This is a genomic window from Streptomyces sp. KL109B, from assembly GCF_030766935.1.
Classification (GTDB): domain Bacteria; phylum Actinomycetota; class Actinomycetes; order Streptomycetales; family Streptomycetaceae; genus Streptomyces.
The window spans coordinates 423,691-441,456 of record NZ_JASERL010000003.1 but is presented as its reverse complement, the minus strand read 5'-3'; the positions used below and the strand labels follow the sequence as shown (position 1 = coordinate 441,456).

The 17,766-nt window shown below is 69.6% G+C and carries 19 protein-coding genes, 2 tRNA genes and 1 pseudogene; 14 read left to right on the top strand and 8 right to left on the bottom strand.

Translation table 11 applies throughout. From position 1 onward, the window contains the following. Positions 1-15 precede the first annotated feature (15 nt). Together RBJ65_RS13355 and RBJ65_RS13350 are read left to right on the top strand one after the other, a co-directional pair. Positions 16-705, top strand: a complete 690-nt coding sequence (locus RBJ65_RS13355; RefSeq protein WP_306322683.1) for a DUF3566 domain-containing protein — start codon at positions 16-18, stop codon at positions 703-705. 111 nt (positions 706-816) lie between these two features. Further along, positions 817-890: transfer RNA gene (locus RBJ65_RS13350), tRNA-Ile, on the top strand. Between the two features lie 294 nt (positions 891-1,184). Here the strand turns inward: RBJ65_RS13350 and RBJ65_RS13345 are convergent. Beyond that, a complete protein-coding gene (locus RBJ65_RS13345) occupies positions 1,185-1,526 on the bottom strand; it encodes a DUF6344 domain-containing protein (RefSeq protein ID WP_306322682.1) in 342 nt (113 codons plus the stop codon). A 251-nt stretch (positions 1,527-1,777) separates the two neighbouring features. Here RBJ65_RS13345 and RBJ65_RS13340 point away from each other — a divergent pair, with 251 nt between their 5' ends. Beyond that, on the top strand, positions 1,778-1,906 hold the full coding sequence (locus RBJ65_RS13340) for a DLW-39 family protein (RefSeq protein ID WP_003999697.1): 129 nt from the start codon (positions 1,778-1,780) through the stop codon (positions 1,904-1,906). A gap of 160 nt (positions 1,907-2,066) precedes the next feature. Then, entirely contained in the window at positions 2,067-3,557 is a 1,491-nt protein-coding gene (locus tag RBJ65_RS13335; RefSeq protein WP_306322681.1) for a hypothetical protein, read from the top strand. A gap of 90 nt (positions 3,558-3,647) precedes the next feature. Here the strand turns inward: RBJ65_RS13335 and RBJ65_RS13330 are convergent, their stop codons facing one another. Both RBJ65_RS13330 and RBJ65_RS13325 read right to left on the bottom strand, forming a co-directional pair. After that, on the bottom strand, positions 3,648-5,480 hold the full coding sequence (locus RBJ65_RS13330) for a serine/threonine-protein kinase (RefSeq protein ID WP_306322680.1): 1,833 nt from the start codon (positions 5,478-5,480) through the stop codon (positions 3,648-3,650). A 54-nt stretch (positions 5,481-5,534) separates the two neighbouring features. Further along, the gene (locus RBJ65_RS13325; protein ID WP_306322679.1) at positions 5,535-6,083 is read right to left on the bottom strand and encodes a helix-turn-helix domain-containing protein; all 549 of its coding nucleotides are present in this window, start codon (positions 6,081-6,083) and stop codon (positions 5,535-5,537) included. Between the two features lie 183 nt (positions 6,084-6,266). On the opposite strand from RBJ65_RS13325, the gene RBJ65_RS13320 reads away from it, so the two are divergent. Next, positions 6,267-6,339: transfer RNA gene (locus RBJ65_RS13320), tRNA-Ala, on the top strand. A 52-nt stretch (positions 6,340-6,391) separates the two neighbouring features. Here RBJ65_RS13320 and RBJ65_RS13315 read toward each other — a convergent pair. Together RBJ65_RS13315 and RBJ65_RS13310 are read right to left on the bottom strand one after the other, a co-directional pair. Next, entirely contained in the window at positions 6,392-6,733 is a 342-nt protein-coding gene (locus tag RBJ65_RS13315) for a hypothetical protein (protein WP_306322678.1), read from the bottom strand. A gap of 175 nt (positions 6,734-6,908) precedes the next feature. Next, a pseudogene (locus tag RBJ65_RS13310) lies at positions 6,909-7,256 on the bottom strand (MarR family winged helix-turn-helix transcriptional regulator); the annotation flags it as partial. A gap of 201 nt (positions 7,257-7,457) precedes the next feature. On the opposite strand from RBJ65_RS13310, the gene RBJ65_RS13305 reads away from it, so the two are divergent. Then, entirely contained in the window at positions 7,458-7,679 is a 222-nt protein-coding gene (locus tag RBJ65_RS13305) for a hypothetical protein (protein ID WP_306322677.1), read from the top strand. A gap of 243 nt (positions 7,680-7,922) precedes the next feature. Here the strand turns inward: RBJ65_RS13305 and RBJ65_RS13300 are convergent, their stop codons facing one another. Continuing rightward, positions 7,923-8,624 (bottom strand): DUF5324 family protein, encoded by a 702-nt coding sequence (locus RBJ65_RS13300; protein ID WP_306322747.1) that lies wholly within the window; start codon positions 8,622-8,624, stop codon positions 7,923-7,925. 281 nt (positions 8,625-8,905) lie between these two features. Here RBJ65_RS13300 and RBJ65_RS13295 point away from each other — a divergent pair, with 281 nt between their 5' ends. Beyond that, positions 8,906-9,433, top strand: coding sequence for a peptidylprolyl isomerase (locus tag RBJ65_RS13295; protein ID WP_306322676.1), 528 nt, complete (start codon positions 8,906-8,908; stop codon positions 9,431-9,433). 127 nt (positions 9,434-9,560) lie between these two features. After that, on the top strand, positions 9,561-10,460 hold the full coding sequence (locus tag RBJ65_RS13290; RefSeq protein WP_306322675.1) for a rhomboid family intramembrane serine protease: 900 nt from the start codon (positions 9,561-9,563) through the stop codon (positions 10,458-10,460). A 287-nt stretch (positions 10,461-10,747) separates the two neighbouring features. Here the strand turns inward: RBJ65_RS13290 and crgA are convergent, their stop codons facing one another. Then, on the bottom strand, positions 10,748-11,005 hold the full coding sequence (gene crgA / locus RBJ65_RS13285; RefSeq protein WP_306322674.1) for a cell division protein CrgA: 258 nt from the start codon (positions 11,003-11,005) through the stop codon (positions 10,748-10,750). 158 nt (positions 11,006-11,163) lie between these two features. Between crgA and RBJ65_RS13280 the strand changes: the two genes are divergently transcribed. The 6 genes from RBJ65_RS13280 (at position 11,164) to RBJ65_RS13255 (ending at position 15,642) form a co-directional block, all read left to right on the top strand. Beyond that, positions 11,164-11,931 carry a DUF881 domain-containing protein gene (locus tag RBJ65_RS13280; protein WP_306322673.1) on the top strand — a complete coding sequence of 256 codons (768 nt, stop codon included), beginning with the start codon at positions 11,164-11,166 and terminating at the stop codon, positions 11,929-11,931. A 71-nt stretch (positions 11,932-12,002) separates the two neighbouring features. Further along, positions 12,003-12,701 (top strand): class E sortase, encoded by a 699-nt coding sequence (locus RBJ65_RS13275; protein ID WP_306322672.1) that lies wholly within the window; start codon positions 12,003-12,005, stop codon positions 12,699-12,701. Between the two features lie 41 nt (positions 12,702-12,742). After that, the gene (locus RBJ65_RS13270; RefSeq protein WP_306322671.1) at positions 12,743-12,904 is read left to right on the top strand and encodes a hypothetical protein; all 162 of its coding nucleotides are present in this window, start codon (positions 12,743-12,745) and stop codon (positions 12,902-12,904) included. After that, positions 12,901-13,548, top strand: a complete 648-nt coding sequence (locus RBJ65_RS13265; protein ID WP_306322670.1) for an aminodeoxychorismate/anthranilate synthase component II — start codon at positions 12,901-12,903, stop codon at positions 13,546-13,548. Before RBJ65_RS13270 ends, RBJ65_RS13265 begins: the two co-directional genes overlap by 4 nt. Next, a complete protein-coding gene (locus tag RBJ65_RS13260) occupies positions 13,545-14,840 on the top strand; it encodes a class E sortase (RefSeq protein ID WP_306322669.1) in 1,296 nt (431 codons plus the stop codon). Before RBJ65_RS13265 ends, RBJ65_RS13260 begins: the two co-directional genes overlap by 4 nt. A gap of 61 nt (positions 14,841-14,901) precedes the next feature. Further along, the gene (locus RBJ65_RS13255) at positions 14,902-15,642 is read left to right on the top strand and encodes a class E sortase (protein ID WP_306322668.1); all 741 of its coding nucleotides are present in this window, start codon (positions 14,902-14,904) and stop codon (positions 15,640-15,642) included. Between the two features lie 84 nt (positions 15,643-15,726). Here the strand turns inward: RBJ65_RS13255 and pknB are convergent, their stop codons facing one another. Then, on the bottom strand, positions 15,727-17,730 hold the full coding sequence (gene pknB, locus RBJ65_RS13250) for a Stk1 family PASTA domain-containing Ser/Thr kinase (protein ID WP_306322667.1): 2,004 nt from the start codon (positions 17,728-17,730) through the stop codon (positions 15,727-15,729). Positions 17,731-17,766 lie beyond the last annotated feature (36 nt).

Here is a 17,766-nt window from a genome sequence, read left to right as displayed (position 1 = left end):
GAGGAGTGAGTCATCGTGAGCGGAGCCACGGGCGCAGGCTCTACCGGTACATCCACCGGTACGGAAACCGAGAGCGGCCGTGGCTCCGCTCACGACATTGACGGCGTCGCCGACGCCAAAGGCTCTTCTGACTCGAACGAGTCTCATGGATCCCAGGGGGGAACTGTGACGGACACCCGAGGTCCGCAGACCCAGCAATACGCGGCCGGGGGCAGCGGTGCCCTGCCGGGCGAGCGGCCGCAGCAGCCGGCCCAGCCGTACCACCCGCCGCAGGCCTACCAGAACTCCCCGGACGGGGTTCGCAGGCCGCGCACCGGGGCGCGCACCACCCCGCGCACCCGCAAGGCCCGGCTGCGGGTCGCCAAGGCGGATCCGTGGTCGGTGATGAAGGTCAGCTTCCTGCTCTCCATCGCGCTCGGCATCTGCACGATCATCGCGGCCGCCGTGCTGTGGATGGTCATGGACGCCATGGGCGTCTTCTCGACCGTGGGCGGCACGATCTCCGAGGCCACGGGCTCGAACGAGTCCAACGGCTTCGACCTGCAGTCGTTCCTGTCGCTGCCGCGCGTCCTGATGTTCACGACGGTCATCGCCGTCATCGACGTCGTCCTGGCCACGGCCCTGGCGACGCTCGGCGCGTTCATCTACAACCTCTCCGCGGGCTTCGTCGGCGGCGTCGAGCTCACGCTCGCCGAGGACGAGTGACGTCTGAGAGATCCGCTGGTGGGCGGGCCGGGACTATCGATTTTGGGACTGGCCCCCCAGTGCGCTAATCTTCAGGAGTCAGCGCGCGGGACACACCCCGCAGAGCGCGGCGGGGCTATAGCTCAGTTGGTTAGAGCGCATCCCTGATAAGGATGAGGCCACAGGTTCAAATCCTGTTAGCCCCACATCATGAGGACCCTCAAGCGGAAACGCTTGGGGGTCTTCTGCTGTACGCGATCGTTCTGCTGTACGCGGTGGTTCTGTTGTATGTGGCGCGAGGGTGCGCGCGGACATGCCGATGGGCCCTCGCAGCCGTAGGGGATGGCTGGGGCCTCGTTCGACAGTCGTGCTCTTCTGTTGTGCGGTCTTGCTGTGTGCGGTCTTGCCTGGTCCGGGCGTTGTAGTGCGCCCGGCTGTTCCGTCTGTTCCGTCTGTTCCGTCTGTGCTGCTCGTGCTGCGCGTCTACTGCCTGGGGCGGCCTACTTCTGCGTGGTGAGGGCCTCGGACGCCAGGTTGCTGTCGGCGTTGCGCTGCTCAGTGTCGGCCGGCGGGCGGTGGCGGGCGCTGGGGGAGGAACCGTGGGCCTCGGCGCGGATGCGCTGCTTCATCGTCGGTGGCAGGGACCGCTTGAAGGCCCAGTACGGGCGGGCCGACTCGGTGGCAGGAGTGCTGGCCTGCGCGGTCTGCGTCTTCTCCGCCTGCTGGGCCGGAGCGGTCGTGGTGGCCGCGGTGGCCGGGGAGGTGAGTCCGAGCGCCGAGAAGAGCGCGATGAAGGCGGAGATGATGACGGTCCACAGCGTCATGACCCTGTTCTTGGTCATGGCCCCTCGCTTTCAGGTTGGGCGATTTGCGTACTTTCCTCATGATGTGGATGGAGAGACGCGAGGGTGGGACCGACGCTCGCGGGGCGTCGATATTCAGATGAACACCACTCGGATGGGCGCAAACGACCGTTTCTACCGCGGTTCGCAGGGGTCGAGTTGAGGTGGATCCAGGTCACCGATCGGTATCGATCGGTGTGTATAGTCGGGCGCCAGAAGTCCCCTACGTCAAGGAAAGACGAGGTCGCGCGGTGAAGAAGCTTCTCCTGGTCGCACTGGCCGCCATCGGCGGGCTCCTCGTGTACCGCCAGATCCAGGCGGATCGCGCCGAGCAGGATCTGTGGACGGAGGCGACTGACTCCGTGCCCACGGGTTCGTGAGTATCGACAACAGTCTCTTCATAGGGCCCCGGTCGCTGTAGCGGCCGGGGCCTTGTGCTGTCCGGGCCGCCTTCACGTATGCGACTCCGTGGGCCGCTGGATGGCGGGAAAGCATCGCACGGCGGACACCACGTGGTCCGGAACGGCAGGATGACCGTCCATGGGGAGACTCCTGAGGCGGCTGAGGACGGTCCGACGCGGCCGGGGCCTGGCGAGGGGCATGGCCGGGGCGGGCCTGGGCGCGGCGCTGGTGATGGTGGCGCCAGGGGCCGCGGTGGCGGTGGACAGCGGCGATCCATACGTCTACGCCGAGGGGGCCCGGACCGTCGGAGGGGCGCGCGGCAGTGCGACGGCGGCGCAGCTCAAGACCGGTGAGACCTACCGGAGTTCGCTCGCGGCGGGGGACGGCGCCGTCGCGTACTACCGCGTCGAACTGGACGGGGCGGCGACCGCGTACGCCTCGGTCGTCGCCGTGCCCCCGCTCGGTTCGGGGGTGAAGGCGGCGGCCTCGGACGGCATCGCGGTGTCGCTGCGGGACCTGCGGGGCAATGAGTGCGACGCGGGGCGCGCGACGTTCCGGTCCGGCTCCTCCCCGCAACCGATCGCGGTCGCGGTCGAGCGTTCCGTACGTCCGGGAGGGCTGCGGTGCCAGTCGGCGGGGACGTACTACGTAGTCGTGGAGCGCGAGGCGGCGGCCGGGTCGAGTGGTCGGGCCTGGGGGCTCGAACTGCGGGTGGCCACCGAGCCGGGTCTTGTGTCCGCGACGCCCAGCGAGGAGGCGCGCCCCTGGCCGTCGGAGACGGCTGCGCTGCCTTCGGGGGCGGGCGTGCGGCGCGTCGGTGGCACCGGGTTCAACGATGCCAAGGCGCTCACGTCCGGCGTCTGGAAGGACCGGATCCGGCCGGGGCAGAGCCACTTCTACCGGGTTCCGGTGGACTGGGGGCAACAGCTCTTCCTCGGCGCCGAGTTGGGCGGTGTGACGGGGGACGGCGCCCGGCGAGGTGCGGTGGCGGGGGCACTCGACATGGAGCTGTACAACCCCGCGCGGGCGCAGGTGGCGGTGAAGGGGGCCCCGTACTCGGGGGATTCGGCGTCGGCCGCGCTCGATCCGCTGCCGCCCGTCTCGTACGGGAACCGGCTGTTGTCGCGCAAGGACGAAGCGGCGATGCGGGTCGCCGGCTGGTACTGCCTCAAGGTCACGCTCGACCCGGCGCTGGCCGGGAAGTTCGGCGGCGGGGACTTCGGGGTGACCTTGAGGGTGACCGTCGATGGGGACGAGAAGCGGGCGCCCGACTACGTACGGGATCCGGGGGAGTTCCAGGTGACGTCGGCGGATCTGGCGGCTGCCGAGCGGGGGGAGGGCGGCGCCGAGTGGGGTGACGGTTCCTCCTCCGAGGCGGAGGGGAAGGGGGCGGAGGCGTCCCCGGGGGCCGGTTCCGGGTCTGGTGCCGGTTCGGGTGCGGACTCCGGGGCCGCGGGTGGGCGAGGTGGCGCTTCCGCCGGGGCGACGGCCTCCTCCGCTACGTCGCCGGGGGACGGCCTGATGACGCTGGTGGGGGTGACCGGGGTCGGGACCGGGAGCGCGTTGGTGCTGTGGCTGGGGGTGTGGCGGATGGTCGCGGTGCGGAGGTTTCGGAGGGTGCGGGGCTGAGTGGAGCGGTGGGTGTGTGCGGCGGGCCCGAGCCGGGGTGTGCGGGTGGCGAGTGCGGGTGTGGGTGCGGGTGGGGTGGGGTGGCTGGGGTCAGGGGTGGGTCAGGGCCCAGATGCCCACGGCGAAACAGATCACGGCCAGGAGCAATACCGGGATCGTCACCCTCGCGGGTGGTCCCGGTCGTGGGGGGCGGAGACGGGGAACTTCTGCGTCATCGTGTGCGTACAGAGAGTGACGGGCCTGGGGAGGGGCGAGCGGGGAGGGGGCGGCAGGGTGCGGGGTGAGAGGCGTGGGGGCGAGCGCTGGTTCGGGTACGGGGGCCGCGGGGTCGTGCGAGGGCGTGGTGCCGGCGGCGGGCTTGGGGCCGGGGCCGGAGTCGTGGCCGGGGCTGGGGCTGGGGTCGTGGCTCGGCGCGGGCGCGGGCGCGGGTGTCGGTTCGGCCGGTGGTCCTGGCCGGAGCGTGGGCGGCGGCGGTGTGACGTGTGGCGGGGTGAACTCGACGGGCAGCGGAGTGGGCGTGGGGGTGGCCGGTGGCTGGGTGGGCCTGGCCGGTGGTGGCGTGGACTCGGTGGGTGGTGCCGTGAGTTCGGCCGGCGGCGGGGTGGCTTCGGCGGGGGGTGCCGTGGGCTTGGCCGGTGGCGGGGTGTGCTGGACCGGTGGTGCCGGGGGCTTGGCCGGTGGCGGGGTGTGCTGGACCGGTGGTGCCGGGGGCAGCTCGGGGGCGGGAGGGATGTGGGCCGCCGGGGGCGTTGGTGGCGCGGGAGGTATCGCGGCCGCGGAAGGTACCGAGGCCGTGGGGGGTGCCGAAGGCCGTGGTGGGAGCGGGGAGTTGGTGGACGGCGGGGCGACTGCCCCATGTGCCGAAGGGGTCGCTCCGGGGCCTGCCGCGCCGGTTTCCGGCCCGGCCTCCGGCCCCGCCGCACTGCCTCCCGGACCAGCCGCGCCCATCCCCGGCCCCACCGTGCTCGCCTCATGGAGCGGCGGGGTGGCACCGCCCGTTGGTGTGCTCGCGGCGTCCAGTGGGCGGGCCCTGCGGCCGCGTACGGCTGGGCCGCCGGGGGCGAAGCCCGGGGGGAGGGGGCCGAGTTGGTCGAAGACCTCGATCAGCTCGTCGTCGGGACCCGGCTCCGGCAGGAGTTCGGAGGCGGAGAGGAGTGCCTTGCGGGCGCCGGTCGCGGTGCGGAAGCGGGTGTCGGGGTCCGGCTGCAGCAGACCCGCGAGGACGTCCCACAGCGGACCCGGCACGCCCCGGGGCGCCCGCGGCGTGCCGTGTTCCTCGAAGTGCTTGACCAGTGCCCTGGAGTCGGGCCGCGCGCCTTCGAGGAGGTAGAGGCCGACGAGACCCGTGGCGAACAGGTCGGCGGGGAAGTCGGGTTCCGCGCCCATCTCCTGCTCGGGCGCGAAGTACCCCGGCGTGCCCACCACATAGTCCGCCTCCGTCAGGCGCGGCTCGCCCTTGCGCATCGCGATGCCGAAGTCGGACACCCGCAGATGCGGAAGCCCGGTGCCGGTCGCCTCCAGGAGGAGGTTGGCGGGCTTGATGTCGCGGTGCACCACGCCCTCCGCGTGCACGGCGGAGAGCCCGGAGAGGAGCTGGTCGAGCAGGAGGCAGACGAACTGCGGCGGCAGCGGCCCGTAGTCCGCGACGAGATGGACCAGCGAGCCGCCGGCGACCAGGTCCATGGTGAACAGGACCTTGTCGTCGTCCGCGGCCCAACTGGCCGGGGCCAGCACATGCGGATGATCGATGCGCAGCGACTGCTCCCGCACGAAGCGCAGCAAGGTGTGGGCATCGGACTGCTGAAGCACTTTCGCCGCCACATAGCGGCGGCGCCGGTGGTCCCAGGCGCGCCAGACCGCGCCCACTCCCCCGCGGCCGATCGGATCGGCCAGTTCGTACCGGCCGGCGAAGACCTCACCCATGGTCGTGCGTCGCTCCCCCTTCGGAGCCGGACACGGCGGCGCGCCAGGCCGGGGTCAGTTCTGGTGCGACTGGTAGTGGGCGACCGCGTCGGAGGTGCGCCCCGCGCCGTACACCCGGAGGAACTCTGCCAGTTCGGGGTGGGTGGGGGCGAGGGAGTCCGCCGCGTCGATGATGTCGCCCGCGGCGGAGACGGAGCGCAGCAGCGACTGGATCTCGCGCACCACGCGCTTCACCGTCGGCGCGCCCGAACTGTTCGACTGCTGCCCGGTGTTGGTGAGTACGGAGCCGCCCTGAGACTTCTTGATCTCGTCCATCCGCTCGGTGGCCTCGGCCGCGCTGACGCTGCCGTCGGCGACCTGCCCCGAGAGCGCCTGCAGTTGCTGCACGCGCTGCACCACCGCGGGGTTTCCGATCTTCGCGCGCTGACCGCTCATCAGCTGCGACAGCATGGGGGCGGAGAGGCCGAGCACCCCCGCGAGGCGCGCCTGGTTGAGCCCCAGGTCCTCGATCAGCCGGCGGAAGAGCGCCCCCAGCGGCTCCCCGTACCAGTTCCGCTGGAGCTCCCGGGCTCTTGCGGTGGCTTCCTGCTGTGCGGCGTCCATTGCGTCTCCCCATCGCTTCCCCATGTACGGTCCTTCGCTGCCGCGAAGCACGTGGGGCATCTTACGGAGAGTGGTCGCCCGCCGGGACCCCCAATCTTTTTGCAGGATTCAGGGGGTGACCCGGTACTCTGGTCTGCGGTGCCGCACGGGAGCATGAACCTTCCGGTGGAACGCACCGTTTTCGGGGCCTTAGCTCAGTTGGTAGAGCGCTGTCTTTGCATGGCAGATGTCAGGGGTTCGACTCCCCTAGGCTCCACACCCATAGCCCCTCTGACCTGTGTAAACCCAGGTCAGAGGGGCTTTTTGCGCTATGGGGGGCGCGGTGAGCACGGTGGCGGCCAGGCGGAGGAGTTGAGGCCGAACAGGACCGGGGCCGAGGCGGGAGTAAAGCTGACCAGCCGGTACTGCTGGATGACCGAGGGGGCTCCGTCCGTGATGCCTCGGATCCCGGCCCAGATGATGACGACGGCGAGGTTGTCGACCGCGAGCGGGCTGATACCGAGCAGCAGCGTCGCGGCGGCGAGCGCCGTGACGACGCCGAGCGCGGTCACCGCCCAGAGCGTCAGCCGCCGGTCGACGCTGCCGATCATGTTGCCCAACAGCATGCCCAGCGCTGTCGAGACGGTGAGCCCGCCGATGACGAAGGCCATCGCACACCCGCGCCACCGTGTAAGCGGGACTCAGCGCGGTGACCGCGTTGCCCACGGCGAACACGAGCAGCGCCACCTGTAGCGCCGTAAGACGGTCGAACGAACTCAGCAGCCGGCTGAGAACCGGTGCGGCGATGACGAACGCGTCGGTGCCTACCGCGGTGGTCGCGAGGGCCTAGTCGGTGCCCGACACCGCGGCGTCCTCCGGTACGACCAGCGAGACCAGGATGGAGATCAGGCGCTCGCTGCTCTGCTCGCTGACGGGTGCGAGGAACCGCTTCGTCACTTTCTCCTCGACCGAGTCGAGCCCGTCGCGCAACTGACGCTCGCCGTACTCGGTGAGCGTCACGGCGTAGCGCCGACGGTCGTGCCGGTCGCGCAGCCTGACGACGTAGCCCATCTGCTCCAGCTCGTCGACCAGGGTCACCATCGTCGACCGGTCGATGCGCAGGCGCTCGCCGATGTACTGCTGGGAGCGGCTGCCGTGGGCATCGATAAACCGGAGGATTCCCCAGTTCCGCGCGCTGAGTCCGTACGGAGCGAGCTCGCTTTCGAACTAGGCCGGTCAGGAGCTGACCGGCCTTGTTCAGCAGAAACCCGATGGAGTTCGCGAAGTTCGGCGGCAGGGTCGGCGAGCCGTTCGGGTTGGTGTCCGTCGACGACCAAGTTCTGGGAGTCGTTGTTCGGGTGGGAGTTCAAGGAGGGGAACTTCCCGGGGTACTCGATGATTCACGGCCCGAACCCCATGGGCGGCTTCCCCCACGGAGACACGGCGAAGTTCCCGCGCGTCTCCTTCGGCGTCGACGACCTGGAGGCGGCCACCGCGCGGATCCGTGAACTCGGCGGGACTGCGGGCGAAGCGGTGACCATCCCGGCGGGAAGGTTCGCCAACTGCGTCGATGACCAGGGCGTGGGGTTCAGCATCTTCCAGGCGGCCGACGCGTAGGGCCGACCCCGGCCGGGAGTCAGGGGCGGGGGACCGTCAGAGCGGTGGCGATCAGGCCCTCGCGGACGGTCCACCGCCCCTCGAAGTGTCCCGCTCGGCGGGCAGCGCCACCGTACGCAGCACGCCACCCGGGCGCCACCCCGGCAAAAGCCCCTCCGCCCAGATTCTCCCGGGCGGAGGGGCTCGTGCCGTACTTCTGTGTTCTGCTGCCGCGTACTTCTTCGTACGTGGCAGAGGGCGCCGTCAGCGCTCGTCCTCCGCGGGCGAGGTGTCCGCCTCCGCCTGCTTCGCCTGGACCTCCGGGTCGAGGATGTCCTGGCCGCTGCCGTCGACGGAGGTCAGCGGTGCGCTGTCGGGGACCTCGGTGGCGGCCGGCGGCTCCACCAGCCAGTCCGGGTTGGCCTGCTTGTCCCACCACTTCCACGCGGCGAAGGCACCGCCCACGAGAATGCCGACGACGGCGAGACGCTTGGCGAGGCGGCCCGTGCGGGACCGGCGCTCGTGCTTGCGCACCAGCTTGCGGATCTCCTTCGGGGTCACCTCCCCGCGCAGCCCGGAGTACGCCGCGCTGCCGCGGGCCGCGGCCTCCTTGCGTACCGGCTCGGACGCCGCCACCGCCTGCTCGATACGCGGCTTCGAATACGCCGCCGCCTGCCGGGCGGCATCGCGGGTGCGGGTCGCCGCGTCGTGCGCGGCCTGGTCGAGCTTCGGCGGTACGTGCGTCCGCGCCTGCTCGAGGCGCGGCGCGAGGTGCGCGTCGTACTGGGCACGCGCCTGGAGCGCGGCCTGCGAAACCTTGGGCCCGAGCGCGACGCGCGCGTCGTGCGCGTACGTCGTGGCGCGGTCCCTTGCCGTCTCGGCGTAGGGCGCCACCACTTCCGCGGCATGCAGCACGCTGTCCTTCGCCGAGCCGGTCGCGGCACGCACGCTGTCGATGCGGGTCACGGGATCCTCCTCCTCGGTGGCGTACAGGTATTTCACCTTTCCACCCTTTTGCGGATCATGCCTGTGGGGAGCGTCAATGCGGTGGTAAGGCTTGGTACGGCTTGATAAAGGGGCTTGGCGACGACAATGCCACGGATCGCGGCGAGGCGCGCCTCTTCGACCGCGAGTAGACCGGTTTTCGGCGGCCGAAACCCCCGCACAACCCTGACAACTCCATCCGGCGTCGCCAAGGCCGCTCCGTGCGAGGATCGGGGTGCACAAAACTCGACGGAAGGCAGATCGTGGCCGAGCAGCTGTACGCCACTCTCAAGACCAACCAGGGGGACATCGAGGTCCGGCTGCTGCCGAACCACACGCCCAAGACGGTCAAGAACTTCGTGGAGCTCGCCAAGGGCGAGCGGGAGTGGACCAACCCGCGGACCGGGGAGAAGTCCACGGCCCCCCTCTACGACGGCACGATCTTCCACCGCGTCATCAACGGCTTCATGATCCAGGGCGGCGACCCGCTGGGAAACGGCACGGGCGACCCGGGCTACCAGTTCGCGGACGAGTTCCACCCCGACCTCGCCTTCGACAAGCCGTACCTGCTGGCCATGGCCAACGCGGGACCCGGCACGAACGGCTCGCAGTTCTTCATCACCGTCCAGACCACCAACTGGCTCACCCGCAAGCACACCATCTTCGGTGAGGTCGTCGACGAGGCCAGCCAGAAGGTCGTCGACGCGATCGCCGGTACGCGGACCAACCCCCGCACCGACCGGCCGGTCGACGACGTGGTCATCGAGACCGTCGTCGTAGAGACCCGGTAGTTCCGCAGGGAACCAATGCGCCCCGCCCGTCCGTAACAAGGATGGGCGGGGCGGTGCGTTGGGCGGCCGCGCGGCGCCGACGCACACCCACCGACCGCTCGACCCGAGACCCGAGGGGACGACCGCCATGGACCAGGCGCCCGGCAGCCCGCAGGAACCGAAGGACGCCCAGGGCCTGCCCGGCTGCTACCGGCACCCGGACCGCCCGACCGGCATCAGCTGCACCCGCTGCGAGCGGCCCATCTGCCCCGAGTGCATGGTCAGCGCCTCCGTCGGCTTCCAGTGTCCGGAGTGCGTGCGCACCGGCTCGGGCACCGGGCACGCGCCGAGCGCCAACCAGCCGCGCACCATGGCGGGCGGCACCCTCACCTCCGACCCGCGCCTGGTCACGAAGGTGCTGGTCGGGATCTGCGTGGTCGTGTACGTGCTGCAGATGGCGATCGGCGACCGGTTCACCGAGCGCTTCGAGATGATCGGCCTCGCCTGGGTACCCGGCCTCGGCGGACTCGAAGGCGTCGCGGAAGGGCAGTGGTACCGGCTGCTCACCGCGATGTTCCTGCACGGCTCCGTCGTGCACATCGCCTTCAACATGCTCAGCCTGTGGTGGATCGGCGGACCCCTGGAGGCGGCCCTCGGCCGGGCCCGCTACCTCGCGCTCTACTTCGTCTCCGGCCTGGCCGGCAGCGCGCTGACCTATCTGCTCGCCGCGCAGAACCAGCCCTCGCTCGGCGCCTCCGGAGCGATCTTCGGCCTGTTCGGCGCGACCGCCGTGCTGATGCGGCGGCTCAACTACGATCTGCGGCCGGTCATCGCGCTGCTCGTGATCAACCTGATCTTCACGTTCAGCCCGGGCTTCAACATCGCCTGGCAGGCCCACATCGGCGGCCTCGTCGGCGGCCTGATCGTCGGGTACGCGATGGTGCACGCCCCGCGCGAGCGCCGCGCGCTCATTCAGTACGGGACCTGCGCCGTGGTGCTGCTCGCCGTGATCGTCACCGTCGTCGTCAGGACCGCGCAGCTCACGTGAGCCCGGTTTTCCACCGAGGGTGACCGACGTTGTCCACAGCGAGTGGCGGATCTTGTGCATCCTGTGGGGAACAGCTGTGCCCCTTGTCATCAACACGGGTTTGACCAGGAAGGACAAGGGGCGAACAGGTGGTCGAGTGGAGTCGGACCGGTCACACCGGCGTCAACACTCGGTGGGTTATCCACAGATCATGCGACCTTTTCCACGGCTGTGGACAGTGGACGAAAGTCTGTGGATAACTCAGGGGATAGCTCAGGGCAGAGCTACGTCCACAGGGGAGGCGGAGGCTATTTCCACTGGGTGGAGACGCCGAAGCCGCCGGCGATGAAGCCGAAGCCCACGACGATGTTCCAGTTGCCGAGCGCCTTGATGGGCAGCGAGCCGTCGGCCACGTAGAAGACGACGATCCAGACCAGACCGATCAGGAACAGCGCCAGCATCACCGGCGCCACCCAGCCGCGGTTGGTCAGCTTGATGTTCGCCGCCTGCTTCGACGCCGGCGGCGGCGTGTAGTCGGCCTTCTTGCGGATACGTGACTTCGGCACGAGGGTCTCTCCTGTCGATGCGCTGCGTGGCCGCGCAGAGTACGTGGGCGGTGCTGGCTCCGGAGCAGCGTACAAGGGGAAGTTGTGGGGATTCCCAGTGCTCCTTCGGGCGTCCGTTAGCGTAGTGCTTCCGTGGCGTCGAAGGAGATAAGGGTACGTTGAGCAATTCCGCCGACTCTGCCAAGAGTTCCGCCCGTGGGCGTCTCAAGCCCGTGCGCTTGCTCACCGTTGGCGTGTTCGCTCTCGCCGGGCTCATCTTCTTCACCAGTTTCAATACGGCCAAGGGCACCAATATCCGGACGGACGGGTCGCTGCTGAAGCTCTCCGACCTCATCCAGGAGCGCAGCCGCAAGAACCAGGAACTGGACGCGGGCAACAGCGGAGTGCGCGCCGACGTCGAGCGCCTCGCCGAGCGGGACAACGGCTCCACCGAGGCCGACGACAAGAAGGTCGACGCCCTGGAGAAGGCCTCGGGCACGAAGAAGCTGAAGGGCGAGGCCGTCTCCGTCACGCTCGACGACGCCCCGCCGAACGCCGGCCCCAAGCTCCCCGGCTACCCCGAGCCGCAACCCAACGACCTGGTCATCCACCAGCAGGACCTCCAGGCCGTGGTGAACGCCCTGTGGCACGGCGGCGCCAAGGGCATCAAGGTCATGGACCAGCGCCTCATCTCCACCTCCGCCGTCCGCTGCGTCGGCAACACCCTGATCCTCCAGGGCCGCGTCTACTCGCCCCCGTACAAGATCACCGCGGTCGGTGACCCGGAGAAGCTGAAGCAGGCGGTCGCGGCCTCGCCGGAGATCCAGAACTACATGCTGTACGTCAACGCCTACGGGCTCGGCTGGAAAGTCGAGGACGACGGGGCAGTGACTCTTCCCGGTTACTCGGGCACAGTGGATCTCCATTACGCGAAGCCCGTGAGCTGAACCCGCGAGCTGAACGCGTGAGCCGAGCCGTGGAGTAGCCGCCGGTAGCCAGAGCCGTCTGGGGGGGGCCTGTGTCGGTACGTGTCGCCATCAGGACATTCAGCGAAGTCTGCATCACCGTCGGCGCGTTGATCGTGTTGTTCGTCGCCTACGTCCTGTTCTGGACCGGTGTGAAGGCCGACAGCGCGATGGGCGGTCAGATCGACGACCTCCAGGACCAGTGGGCGAAGCGGCCGGTGGCCAGCGCGGCGCCCGAAGGCGGCCAGACCAGTACGGCGCCGCCGAAGCCGAAGCCGTACAAGGACGGCGATCCCTTCGCCGTGATGTACATCCCACGGCTCGGTTTCACGTGGAACAAGCCCGTGCTGCAGAACACCGAGGTCGACACCCTCAAGAAGGGGCTCGGCCACTACGCGGGGACGGCCCAGCTCGGGCAGAAGGGGAACTTCGCGGTCGCCGGGCACCGGCGCACCTACGGCGACCCCTTCAAGGACTTTCCCAAGCTCACCCCCGGTGACCAGGTGATACTCACCGACGGGGACACCTGGTTCACGTACGTCATCGACACCAAGCCGTACAAGACGCTGCCCACCGACGTCGGGGTCATCGATCCGGTGCCGCGCAAGTCCGGGTACGACGAGCCGGGGCGCTATCTGACGCTGACGACGTGTGAGCCGGAGTGGGGCCACAGTCACCGTCTGATCGTCTGGGCGCATCTCGATGCCACTCAGCCTGTAGAGGCAGGCAAACCGAAAGCGTTGCGCCGTTAGTCTGGTGCCGTAATCGCTAAGCGGTGGAAGGGGAGCCCGGCATGTACGGCTGGATCTGGCGGCATCTGCCGGGGAACACCTGGGTGAGGGCGGGGATTTCGGTCCTGCTCGTCCTGGCGGTCGTCTACGTCCTCTTCCAGTACGTTTTCCCGTGGGCCGAGCCGCTGCTGCCCTTCAACGATGTGACGGTGAACGGCCAGTGAGCGCCAGCAAGACCCGCATTCTCGTCGTCGACAACTACGACAGCTTCGTCTTCAACCTCGTCCAGTACCTGTACCAGCTGGGTGCAGAGTGCGAGGTCGTGCGCAACGACGAGGTGACCACCTCGCACGCACAGGACGGGTTCGACGGCGTACTGCTCAGCCCCGGCCCCGGCGCCCCCGAACAGGCCGGGGTCTGCATCGACATGGTCCGGCACTGCGCGCAGACCGGGGTGCCGGTCTTCGGCGTCTGCCTGGGCATGCAGTCGATGCAGGTGGCGTACGGCGGCGTCGTGGACCGCGCGCCCGAGCTGCTGCACGGGAAGACCTCCCTCGTCCACCACGAGGGCAAGGGCGTCTTCGCGGGCCTCCCCGACCCCTTCACGGCCACCCGCTACCACTCGCTGGCCGCGCAGCCCGGCACCGTACCGGAGATCCTCGAGGTCACGGCGCGCACCGACGACGGCATCGTCATGGGGCTGCGCCACCGTGAACTGCCCGTCGAGGGCGTGCAGTTCCACCCCGAGTCGGTGCTGACCGAGCACGGGCACCTGATGCTCGCGAACTGGCTCGTCGAGTGCGGGGACCAGGGGGCGGTGGCCAGATCGGCCGGGCTCGCGCCGGTCGTGGGCAGGGCCTCGGCGTGACCGCGCTGCGCCCCGAACAGGACGGTGGGAGCAGTGGGTTCGAGGATGCCGTGCGCCGCCTCGACGACCCGCTGAACGATCCGTTGCCGGGGCAGCACCCGTCGCCGTGGTTCCGGCCGACGGGGGCGCAGGAACAGGAGCCGGACCAGGGGCAAGGGCAGGGCCAGGGACAGGCGCAGGGGCAGGCTGAGGAGGCGCGGCGCCGGCCCGAGCCGGAGCCCGAGTGGTACGACCCGCAGGGGTACGAGCAGGACTGGTACGGAGGCGCCCAGCCCGCCACTCAGCAACACGCCGCCCAGCAACAGGCCCCGGAACCGGCACCCGTAGCCGTACAGGAGCCCGAGCCGGCCCACGTCCCCGTACAGGAGCTACAGGAGCCCGAGGCCGAGCCCGGGCCCGTACAGGACGACGAGACCGTCGCGCTGCGCACCGCGGACACGCGGCGGGCGGCCGGGATCCCGCCGGCCGTCGGTGGCCGGGCCGCGCGCAGGAAGGCCGCCAAGAAGGGCGGCGGGCGGCACTCGGCGGCGGCCGCGCCGGAGAAGGACCCCGAGACGGAGGCGGCGGACGGCAAGCCGCTGACCCGGGTCGAGGCGCGGGCCGCGGCGCGCGCGGCGAAGCCCACCGCCGGGGTGATCGCGAGCCGGGCGGTCGGCGAAGTGTTCATCAGCATCGGGGTGTTGATGCTGCTGTTCGTCACCTACCAGCTGTGGTGGTCGAACATACGGGCCCACGATCTCGCGGGCAGCGCGCGCAGCAGCCTTGAGGACGACTGGGCGAACGGCAAGGGCAAGCCGGACGCCTTCGAGCCCGGTCAGGGTTTCGCGATCCTCTACATACCGAAGCTGGACGTCGTGGTGCCGATCGCGGAGGGCATCAGCAAGACGCAGGTGCTCGACAAGGGAATGGTCGGGCACTACGACAAGGACAGCATTCCGACCGCGATGCCGGACGCGAAGAAGGGCAACTTCGGGATCGCCGGCCACCGCAATACGCACGGCGAGCCGTTCCGCTTCATCAACCGCCTCGAACCCGGCGATCCGATCGTGGTCGAGACGCAGGACAAGTACTACGTGTACAAGATGGCGAACATCCTGCCGCAGACGGCGCCCTCGAACACCTCGGTGCTCGACCCGGTCCCGGCGGGCTCCGGATTCACCAAACCGGGCCGGTACCTCACTCTGACGACCTGTACGCCGGAATTCACCAGTACGTATCGAATGATCGTCTGGGGCAAGATGGTCGAGGAGCGTCCGCGCAGCAAGGGCAAGCCGGACGCGCTCGTCGAATAACCGGGGACCACCGGGCACAGGGCATCGGGCAGTACGGCGTACAGAGACGGGGCATGACGCAGTGGCAGCGACGACCGACCATGGGGAAGAGGCCGCACCGAAGGACCGCCCGCGTTCGCCCGCGCCCCGGCGGGGCCGGATCGCGACCGCCGTCAGTGTCTTCGGTGAACTGCTCATCACCGCGGGCGTGATCCTCGGTCTCTTCGTGGGCTATTCACTGTGGTGGACGAATGTCGTCGCCGATCGTGCGGCGGGCAAGCAGGGCGACAAGGTGCGCGACCAGTGGAAGGGCGACAGCGGGCCCGGCGCCCTGGACACCAAGAACGGCATCGGCTTCCTGCACGTCCCCACGATGAGCGGCGGCGAGGTACTGGTCGAGAAGAGCACCGACACGAAGATCCTCAACGACGGTGTCGCCGGCTACTACACGGACCCCGTGAAGGCGGCGCTGCCGACGAGCGGCAAGGACGGCAACTTCTCGCTGGCCGCGCACCGGGACGGGCACGGCGCCAAGTTCCACAACATCGACAAGATCGAGAAGGGCGACCCGATCGTCTTCGAGACGAAGGACGACTGGTACGTCTACAAGGTCTACGACATCCTCCCGGAGACCTCGAAGTACAACGTGGACGTCCTCGACAAGGTGCCCGAGGAGTCGGGGAAGAAGAAGGCCGGGAAGTACATCACGCTGACGACGTGCACGCCGGTCTACACGTCGAAGTACCGGTACGTGGTGTGGGGCGAGCTGGAGCGGGTCGACAAGGTGGACGCGGACCGTACGCCGCCGAAGGAACTGCGGTAGGGGCTGCCGTCCCGAAGGCCGGAGCCCCGGCCCCTCGCGTCGAGGGGTACCGGGGCTCCAGCCGTGAGCGGGGGCGGGTGGGCGTCAGCCGCCGAGGTTGCCTCCGAAGATGCCGCCGTTGTCGTTCCCGCCGTTGTTGTTGCCGTTCCCGCCGACCGTGGTCAGGGTGACCGTGGTGTTCTCCGGGTCGGAGGGGGTGTTGGCCGCCGGGTCCTGGGTGATGACGCGGGCGTCGTCGCCCTGGTCGGAGCCGTCGGCGAACTGGACGTTCTTGAAGCCCGCTTCGTTCAGCGTCTTCTTGGCGTCCTTGACGGTCTGGCCGACCACGCTCGGGACCGGGGTCTGCGCGCCGGCCTTGGCGACCTTGAGCGTGACCGTGGAGCCGGGCTCGGCCTGGGTGTTCGCGGCGAGGCTCTGGGCGAAGACCTTGCCGGGCTCGGCGGCGGTGCTCTCCTCCTCGGTGCAGCTGGCCTCCAGCTTGCTGTTCTTGAGCTGCTCGGTGGCCTGGTCGCAGGTGAGGTTGCCGCCGGCCACGTCCGGGACCGTGACGAGCGCCTTCTTCTTGGCGACGGTCAGGGTGATCTGGGTGCCCTTCTCGACCTTGCCGCCGTCCGGGGACGGGCTCTGCTTGGTGACCGTGCCCGGCGTCCGGTCGGACTCCTCGACCAGCTTCTCGACCTTGTCGAAGCCCTTGTTGTTCAGCTCGGCGACGGCATCGTCGTAGGAGAGGCCCTTGACGTCCGGGATGGCGACCTTGGGGGCGCCGGTGGAGACCGACACGGTGACCGTGTCGTTCTTCTCGACCTCGGTGCCGGACTTCGGGGTCTGCGAGCAGATCTGGCCCTTGGGGTAGTCCTCGCAGGGGCCCGACTTGCTGGAGTCCAGCTTGAGGTCGCGGTTCTGGGCCATCTTCTCGGCCTCGTCGACCGTCTTGCCGACGAAGTTCGGGGCCTTGAACGACTCGTTGCCCACGCCCCCGCTGCCGAAGATCTCCTTGCCGATGAGGATGGCTCCGACGAGCACCAGGATGCCCGCGAGGACCAGGAAGATCGTCGATGTGCGGTTCTTGCCCGAGCGGCGCCGGTCCGGCCGGTCGTCGTAGCCGTAGCCGCCGTCGTCGGGGTTGGTCGGCGGCAGCATCGACGTCTGGCCCGCGCCGTTCTGCGGGCGCAGCATCGCGGTCTGCTGGTCGTCGGCGTGACCGCCGCCGTAGCCGACCGCGCCGAGGGCGGCGGTGGCGGCGACGGGCTGGCCGTCGAGGCAGGCCTCGATGTCGGCGCGCATCTCGTCGGCCGACTGGTAGCGGTAGTCCGGGTCCTTGGTGAGGGCCTTGAGGACGATCGCGTCCATCTCGGGCGTGATCTCGCCGTCGAAGACGCTGGGCGCCTGCGGCTCCTCACGTACGTGCTGGTACGCGACGGCGACCGGGGAGTCGCCGACGAACGGCGGCCGCACGGTCAGGAGCTCGTACAGCAGGCAGCCCGTGGAGTACAGGTCGGAGCGGGCGTCGACCTGCTCGCCCTTGGCCTGCTCCGGGGAGAGGTACTGCGCGGTGCCGATGACGGCCGCGGTCTGCGTCATCGTCATGCCGGCGTCGCCCATCGCGCGGGCGATGCCGAAGTCCATGACCTTGACCTGACCGGTGCGGGTCAGCATCACGTTGGCCGGCTTGATGTCGCGGTGCACGATGCCGGCGCGGTGCGAGTACTCAAGCGCCTGCAGGATGCCGACGGTCATCTCCATGGCGCGCTCGGGCAGCAGCTTGCGGCCGGAGTGCAGCAGCTCACGGAGGGTGGATCCGTCGACGTACTCCATCACGATGTACGGGATGGAGACCTGGTCGACGTAGTCCTCGCCCGTGTCGTACACCGCCACGATCGCGGGATGGTTGAGCGAGGCGGCCGACTGGGCCTCCCGGCGGAACCGGGCCTGGAACGACGGGTCGCGCGCGAGGTCCACGCGCAGCGTCTTCACCGCCACGGTGCGGCCGAGCCGGGTGTCATGGGCGAGGTAGACCTCCGCCATGCCACCACGGCCGAGCACCTGGCCCAGCTCGTACCGGCCGCCGAGGCGACGCGGCTCTTCCATTACCTACCAGCCCTCTCCGTCGGTCCCGACCGCACC

Bases quoted from the DNA above. Each gene is read 5' to 3' on its own strand.
- RBJ65_RS13345 (WP_306322682.1), bottom strand. From the start codon at position 1,526: ATGACCAAGAACAGGGTCATGACGCTGTGGACCGTCATCATCTCCGCC.
- RBJ65_RS13335 (WP_306322681.1), top strand. From the start codon at position 2,067: ATGGGGAGACTCCTGAGGCGGCTGAGGACGGTCCGACGCGGCCGGGGC.
- RBJ65_RS13330 (WP_306322680.1), bottom strand. From the start codon at position 5,480: ATGGGTGAGGTCTTCGCCGGCCGGTACGAACTGGCCGATCCGATCGGC.
- RBJ65_RS13325 (WP_306322679.1), bottom strand. From the start codon at position 6,083: ATGGACGCCGCACAGCAGGAAGCCACCGCAAGAGCCCGGGAGCTCCAG.
- RBJ65_RS13315 (WP_306322678.1), bottom strand. From the start codon at position 6,733: ATGGCCTTCGTCATCGGCGGGCTCACCGTCTCGACAGCGCTGGGCATG.
- RBJ65_RS13305 (WP_306322677.1), top strand. From the start codon at position 7,458: ATGATTCACGGCCCGAACCCCATGGGCGGCTTCCCCCACGGAGACACG.
- RBJ65_RS13290 (WP_306322675.1), top strand. From the start codon at position 9,561: ATGGACCAGGCGCCCGGCAGCCCGCAGGAACCGAAGGACGCCCAGGGC.
- RBJ65_RS13270 (WP_306322671.1), top strand. From the start codon at position 12,743: ATGTACGGCTGGATCTGGCGGCATCTGCCGGGGAACACCTGGGTGAGG.
- pknB (WP_306322667.1), bottom strand. From the start codon at position 17,730: ATGGAAGAGCCGCGTCGCCTCGGCGGCCGGTACGAGCTGGGCCAGGTG.